A 5,217-nucleotide genomic window follows, 5' to 3' on the forward strand; every position below is an offset into this window, starting at 1 on the left:
AAGCAAACACTTGATTTATGGAGATTGCTTCGGTCACTACGCTCCCTCGCAATGACACGCCAATGGGTTTTTAGAGGTGCCCGCTATCTATCTCCAGCAACTACTCAACTTCCTCCTGTCTTTTTAGATGAACTCGTGTATGCTAAATCCGCTCAGGGGGGATACGATGTGGGTAAAGGTTCCTCTTGACATTGTTGCAATCAAACAGGATCTGGAAGATCTTTTAGGCGTGAAGGTTGATGTTGTTACTATCTATTCCCTTAGCCCCTACATGCGCGATGAGGTACTTAAAGAGGCCGTAAACATATGAAAAGGGACCCTGTTTATTTACACCACATCGAAGAGCCTAAAAACTTATCGCCTGCTCACTCATCAACGTTGGGACAGTAGTGACTTTGCATAAATGCATAAAACCTTGAAAGGCAGTAAAATTAATTATCCGAGCTATGCCTCGGAAAAACAGTTGACTCTCGTCCGGAATCCCGAACGGTTTTTATGCTTTTTCTTTGCACAAATGCATAAAATGTCCGTTAAATATTATGTCTTGTAATTTATGTTAAAATAAACTATAATACATAACATGATAACCAATCTAGGACAGCGTGAGGTGTTTCATATGGCCTTTTTAAGGCAATTGGCCCCAAGGCTCAAGCCCGCAAGTTATGCCGTGAAGGGCGGGGTTAATCTAAGGTTCTTCTTCGGAAGCATAAGATATTCAGAAGACATGGACCTTGATATCAGGGAGATAGAAACTTTCAGATTAAAGGAGATCGTTCTGGATATCCTGGGATCCAGGACCCTGCTAACAAATCTGCGTCCGTTCATGATAAATAAGATAGTTCTGCCTGACATGAAGGTTGCCAAACAGACGGAAACAACGCAAAGGTTCAAGGTTCATTTAATGACCGAGGCGGGAGAGGACCTTTTCACAAAGATAGAATTCTCCAGAAGAAAGTTCGAACGGTCGTTTGCCTCCGAAAATATATCAGAAACGGTCTTGAGGCCTTATAAACTGACGCCGTTCGTTGTTTCTCATTATCTCATAGATGCAGCGGTTTTGCAGAAGGTTGCGGCGCTCGCGAACAGGGCCGAAACGCAAGGAAGGGACATTTTTGATATTTACATGATCATGCCAAGGCTGGAAGGTATTGAGATCCCGAAGAACATAAAAGAAAAAGCGTATCAGAACATCTTCAATATCGATTACGAAATATTCAGAGATACTGTTGTCGATTATCTGAATCCCGAAGATCAAAAAATGTATAATAAAAAGGAGATATGGGAAGACATGCAGCTAAAGGTTGGAGAGCTCTTAAAATGACCGTGATACAGGCGATACATCACATAGGCCGTTTGGTTTTTACCACGCGCGAGATAGCAGGTCTGACCTCGGGTTCAATGTCATCTACCACTCAATCGCTGAAGCGGCTTGAGCAACAGAAGGTCATTAAAAAGATCTTTCAAGGTGTGTGGGCCTTCGCTTATGACAAACGATTCAGCCCTTTTCTTATCATCCCTTATCTGATGCCTAACCACAGGGCCTATTTGTCGTTCATCAGCGCCCTTCATATTCATGGGGTGATAGGTCAGATACCGCAGGTTATAACCGTGGCTTCCACCGGACATACAAAGGTTATCAAGACGCCCGTTGGAACGTTCGATGTTCACCAGATGTCGCCAGATCTCTTTGCAGGCTTTGATTGGGACGGTTCGGGCGGCTATCTTCTCGCTGAACCGGAGAAGGCTTTTGTGGACTGTCTCTATCTTGCAAGCAGAAAAGGGAGGCGTTTTGGAAATTTCCCGGAGATCAATACCGAAAGACTGGATCAAAAATTGTTAAAAGGATGGATGAGAAAGATAAATGATAAAAAGATCCGTTCTGCCGTTCTAAACAGGGCACAAAAGATCCTTTCTTTATAATTTCTTCAAAATTTCCGACTTTTCGGGCGTGGTGGCAAGCTTTGAGGCCGAGGCAAGAGAGGCCTTTCTTAAAGATCTATCCTTCATGTCGTCTGCCAGATGGAACATCGTTACATATATCCAGAAGAGCATCTCATTGTTCGATGATGCTTCGGCCATCCTCATGGCCTCTTCCAAATGCATCCTAGCTTCGTCGTATTTTTTGTTTATCCTGCATATTTCGCCAAGCTCCAAATGAACCCTGCAGTGGTATTCCTCCATTATTCCGCCGGTTGCGTGGCCGCCCTCCAAGAATGCCAGCGCCGCAGAGAAATATTCGTAGGCCTTTTTAAAATCGCCCATGTTCGATGTGATAACGCCCATATTGGCGACGCAGGTGATCGATTCGTTATCGGTTCCGAGCCTTGACGAAATATCCAGCGCTCGTTCGTAGCATTCTATCGCTTCTTTATATTGTTTATTGTCGTTATAGATGCCGCCCAATCCGTTATAGGCTCGGAAGAGATGCTCCAGGTCGCCTCCATCTTTGGCGTGCTGGATGAGATCGTTGAATGTTTTGACAGCATTATCCCGTTCCCCGACTATCCTATAGCTTTCGGCAAGCATATATTTGGTGCGGGCCGTAAGCCTGTGATCATCGTCATTTTTGTAAAGCTCAAAGTCCTTCTCAAGCCTTTCGATCGCTCTTTTATATTCGCCCTTTTGAAAATACGACTGGCCAAGATTATTGTTTTTTATCTGAAGCTGTTCTTGCGCTGGCAGTTTATCGGCTTCTGCTGCCGTTCTTTCGTACAGTTCTATCGCCTTGTCTATGCTGCCGTCGAAATATTCGACTTCGCCTATGAAATTCTCAAGGCGCAGCCTTTGACAAGTCTTGATGTTGACGCACGTGCGCAAAGCTATTTCAAATGTTTCACGCGCTTTCTGAAGGTTCTTCTGGCGTAAGTATGCGATGCCGATTATCTCGGCGGTCGCTATTTTTTGTTCCGTGCCGCTTACACGGCATTCTATCTGATGAGCGGTTTCGATGGCTAGTTCGTGCTTGCCAGTTCTGTTGTAAAGGCGGGCAAGCTGGAGCTTAATTTCAGGGTCGTTCCAGCGTTCCACATAATATTTTGCGTTTATAATGGCCGCCTTGTTCTTCAGCCCCTTTAGCTGGCGTTCTATCAATTCAACCAACGCGTTCCTCGCCGCATCGGAAAGACTCGAGTGGCCCATGTGGAAAAGGCGCTCTTCGAGGGATTCGTGAGGCCCTTCGGCTGCCGCCTCAGGATGACGCGAAGGAATGTCGGGATGGATGGCATGCGAGCCGAGGACAGCGGCTATCTTGCCGTGCCAACTCATTCGGGCGTCTTCGGCCATTCTTTTATAGATGGCTCCGCTTATTATGGGGCGGGAGAAGTAGTATGCCCCTTCTTTCACATCCCGTTTTACGACACCGCGCCGCATGAGCATTAGAAGCATGCCCGAGGCGTTGGAGTCCCCGGTCATTGCCGCAGCGTCCGCGCCTGTCAGGGGCCTTCCAAGCGCCGAGATGAGTTCGGCCATATCCTTTGCGTCTTTGGGAAGCGCCGCAAAATCCGAAAGCATCTTTTCTTCCACGTTATTTGGCAGCGATGTCTTGCTAACATCTATTTTAATGTCTTCAAAAGTCGAACTTTTCCATCTGCCGTGCGAATCGACGATCGTGCCCATCGCCACAAGCGTTTTGGAGAGTTCCGAAACAAGATACGGGTTGCCGCCAGTGTTCTCGAATATCTGGTCGGCGAGTTTTTGCGGAGGATTGGGAAGCCCCGTGACGGCGCTCAAATATTCCCTGATCTCGCCGGGGTTAAAGTCCCAAAGCTCCAGTACAATTGTGTTCTTTGTGTTGAGGAACGCTGGTATCTTATCGTTCTCCACGGCGCTTATAAGAATGATAGCCGGCCTTGCCATTATGTTCTGCGCAAGTCTTTGAAGCGCCTCAAGTACCGCCGGATATTTGCCGTCGTCCGCCAATCTGTCTATGTCGTCAATGCCGAAAAGCGTCGGTTGGGTAAGAGGGACAGAGACGCTTTTGGTGAACTCGTCAACGTCGGAGCGTTCGCTTAAGAACACAGTGGCCCATTCTTCAATTTGGGCCAGATGCTTCAGCTCGTTCAAAAGGCGCGTCTTTCCGGAACCGCCTGCGCCTTTAACTATCACAATAGAGGACATCTTGGTCTTAAGAAGCGAGCTCATTTTAGCTATCTCCCTAAAACGTCCGATGAACTTCGACTCTGTTGGAATATAGCTCGACTGGGTCTCTTCGGTCTCCACCTCGTATTTTACCGGCGAGCGGAGGCTCAGGTCGTTTATGGCCTCGGCGGCGGTCCTGTATCTGTCGCCGGCCTTCTTTTCCATGAGCTTCATCACTATCGTATCAAGGTAGCCGGGCGACCTTTGGTTATTTGACGAAGGAGGCGGAGGGACCAGTTCAAGCTGGTTCTTGAGCGTTGCGTTCATGTCGGCCGCCCGGAACGGGTTGACGCCGGTAAGGGCAGAATAGATGAGCACGCCCAGAGAATAAAGGTCGGCCCTGCCGTCAGGGTCCTCTTTTCTCACCATCTCTGGCGCCATGTAGCTTGGTGTGCCGACCAGCTGACCCTGAAAACGGATGGTGGCAAGACCGAAATCTATCAATTTTACTGTTCGAGCTTGTCGAGAACCGGTACTGTTTTTCGACTCGTCTCTCGGCTTCGCTTGAGACTTGCTCGAAGGATAAACAAGGACGTTCGCCGACTTTATATCGTAATGAAAGATGCCGTTGCCGTGGAGATACTCAAGCGCCCTTAACGACTGCACGAAAAGGTCCTCTATTTCTTCGATGCCCGCTGTTTTTGCCGCCGTGAGAAATTCCACCCCTTCGACCAGTTCGGAGGTGAAGAAGAACTGGTTGTTCGCTACGTCCTCTTCAAAGTCGTAGACCTTGGCGATGTTCGGGTGCGAAAGGTGGGTGAGGGTGGCAAATTCGGCCTTGAACTGGTTCAGGGCGGAGAATTTTCCCGGGACGAACTTCAGATACTTCATGGCGAGTTTAAAATCGCCGCGCGCCCGATCTGTCGCCACAAACACCTCTCCCATGGCCCCTTTTCCCAATATATCTACCACCTTATAACGATTGTTAACAATGTCCCCTGGGTTGTGAAGCATGGCGAAAAGCATTATACGGATTTCTTAAAAAAGTCCTAGACATTTTTTGTGTCTTTTTCTCAATCCTCGAACAATAACACTTTTTACTACATAGGGGTAGGGGGTCAGTCACATAGGGGGTCAGGC

Annotated in this window: 3 protein-coding genes; 2 read left to right on the forward strand and 1 reads right to left on the reverse strand. The window is 47.8% G+C overall.

Annotated elements, in window-relative coordinates; all coding sequences use genetic code 11:
* Positions 1 to 580 precede the first annotated feature (580 nt).
* Together COV46_02445 and COV46_02450 are read left to right on the forward strand one after the other, a co-directional pair.
* Positions 581 to 1,321 (forward strand): hypothetical protein, encoded by a 741-nt coding sequence (locus COV46_02445; GenBank protein ID PIR17848.1) that lies wholly within the window; start codon positions 581 to 583, stop codon positions 1,319 to 1,321.
* Positions 1,318 to 1,920, forward strand: a complete 603-nt coding sequence (locus COV46_02450; protein ID PIR17849.1) for a hypothetical protein — start codon at positions 1,318 to 1,320, stop codon at positions 1,918 to 1,920. Before COV46_02445 ends, COV46_02450 begins: the two co-directional genes overlap by 4 nt.
* Here COV46_02450 and COV46_02455 read toward each other — a convergent pair.
* Positions 1,915 to 5,103 carry a hypothetical protein gene (locus COV46_02455; protein ID PIR17850.1) on the reverse strand — a complete coding sequence of 1,063 codons (3,189 nt, stop codon included), beginning with the start codon at positions 5,101 to 5,103 and terminating at the stop codon, positions 1,915 to 1,917. The two genes, COV46_02450 and COV46_02455, sit on opposite strands and share 6 nt — an antisense overlap.
* Positions 5,104 to 5,217 lie beyond the last annotated feature (114 nt).

Source organism: Deltaproteobacteria bacterium CG11_big_fil_rev_8_21_14_0_20_49_13 (assembly GCA_002796305.1).
GTDB lineage: Bacteria > UBA10199 > UBA10199.

Coding starts and splice junctions, on each gene's coding strand:
- COV46_02445 (PIR17848.1), top strand. CDS start 581: ATGATAACCAATCTAGGACAGCGTGAGGTGTTTCATATGGCCTTTTTA.
- COV46_02450 (PIR17849.1), top strand. CDS start 1,318: ATGACCGTGATACAGGCGATACATCACATAGGCCGTTTGGTTTTTACC.
- COV46_02455 (PIR17850.1), bottom strand. CDS start 5,103: ATGCTTTTCGCCATGCTTCACAACCCAGGGGACATTGTTAACAATCGT.